This window comes from Streptomyces sp. WELS2, from assembly GCF_013870595.1.
GTDB lineage: Bacteria > Actinomycetota > Actinomycetes > Streptomycetales > Streptomycetaceae > Streptomyces.
This window is the reverse complement of sequence record NZ_JACBWZ010001094.1, coordinates 1-1779: the sequence shown is the minus strand read 5'-3', so window position 1 is coordinate 1779 and position 1779 is coordinate 1. Positions and strand designations below refer to the sequence as shown.

General features: G+C 70.7%; 2 protein-coding genes. Both read left to right on the top strand.

Going from position 1 to position 1779, the window contains the following annotated elements:
• Positions 1 to 1155: thioester reductase domain-containing protein (locus H5J33_RS33980; RefSeq protein WP_181798517.1), on the top strand; the 1155-nt coding region annotated here is incomplete at its 5' end.
• Positions 1156 to 1162: 7 nt separating this feature from the next.
• Positions 1163 to 1779: leucyl/phenylalanyl-tRNA--protein transferase (locus H5J33_RS38510; protein WP_181798516.1), on the top strand; the 617-nt coding region annotated here is incomplete at its 3' end.

Below are 1779 nucleotides of genomic sequence, written 5' to 3'. Positions count from 1 at the left end.
CGGCCCACCGAGGCCGCGTGGGCGTACCCGGCCCATGTCCTCCTCACCGGCGCGACCGGCTTCCTGGGCGTCTACCTGCTGCGCGACCTGCTCCGGAACACCGCCGCCACCGTGCACTGCCTGGTGCGGGCCCGCGACGCCCGGCACGCCGTCGAGCGCCTCCAGGGCACCGCGCGGCGCTATCTCGCCGAGGACCTGACCGAGTACGTGGCGTCCGGGCGGATCTCGGTCGTGCCGGGCGACCTCGACCAGCCGCTCCTCGGGCTGACGGAGGAGGAGTTCGACCACTTCGCCAGGACGGTCGACGTCATCCACCACCCGGGCGGACTGGTCAACTTCATCTATCCGTACTCCCACATGCGCCCGACCAACGTCGAGGGGACCCGGGAGATCATCCGGATGGCCGCACGGTACCGGAACATCCCCGTGCACTACGTCTCCACCATGGCCGTGGTCTCCGGTTTCGGCACCGCCGGTGTCCGGCACGTCACCGAGGAGACACCGCTCGACCACCCGGACCGGCTGTCGGTGGGGTATGTCGAGAGCAAGTGGGTCGCCGAGGGGCTGCTGCTGAACGCGGCCAAGGAGGGTCTGCCGGTCGCCGTGTACCGGGCCGCCGACATCTCCGGCGACCGCGTGACCGGCGCCTGGAACACGGCCACCGAGATGTGCGCGATGAAGAAGTTCATCGTGGACACCGGGACCTCGCCCATCGCCGAACTCCCCCTGGACTACACCCCGGTGGACTGCTACTCCGCCGCGCTGCTGCACATCGCGTCGAGCAGGCTGCCCGCGGGCGAGATCTACCACCTGACCAATCCGGGGAAGGTGAACGTGTCCGTGCTGGCCGACCGACTGCGGGCGCACGGGCACACCATCCGCGAGATCCCCTGGGCGGAGTGGGTCGACGGGATCGTCCGGATGGCCGTCGAGCGGCCCGGCCATCCCATGACCCCGTTCGCCCCGCTGTTCATCGACCGATGCTCCACCGGCGAGATGAGCGTGGCCGAGATGTACCTGGAGACGACGTTCCCCGTGTTCACCCGGGACAACGTCGACAACGCGCTGCGCGGCAGCGGTATCGGGATCCCGCCCGTGGACGCGGAACTGCTCGACCGCTACATCCGGTACCTGACCTCCATCGACTTCCTGTGAGGCGGACGTGTACATCCGTACGCTGGCGCGTATCGGTGGCTCATGGGAGTCGCTGGACGTCCTCGGCGGCCCGGCGGACGGGCCCGTGGCCTTCGGGGGCGACCTCGGCCCCCAGTCCCTGCTCGCCGCCTACCGGCGCGGTCTGTACCCGTTCCCGGCGGCGACGGCCGAGCAGCGGATCGTCAACGAGCTGCTGTACGAGGCCGATGTCGAGGCCGGTGTGGTGAAGGTGCTGCCCGGCGGCGACGATCCTTTCGCCATCGCCTGGTGCTCCCCCGACCCGCGGCCCGTCATCCACGTCGACCAGGCCCGCCTCCAGCGCAGCCTGCGCCGGCAGCTGCGCAACGCTCCGGACTGGACCACGACGGCGGACGTGTGCTTCGAGCGGGTGGTCCGCCGGTGCCGTGCCGGACGCACCGAGCAGTGGCTCAGCGACGACCTGCTGCGGGGCCTGTGCGTGCTGCACGAACTCGGCCACGCCCACAGCGTCGAGGTGTGGGAGGGTGACGAGCTGGTCGGCGGCACCTTCGGCGTCCGTATCGGCCGCGTCTTCAGCGCCGACTCCCAGTTCACCCTGCGCAGCGGTGCGGGCAAGACGGCGGTCGCCGACCTGACCCGGCGCTT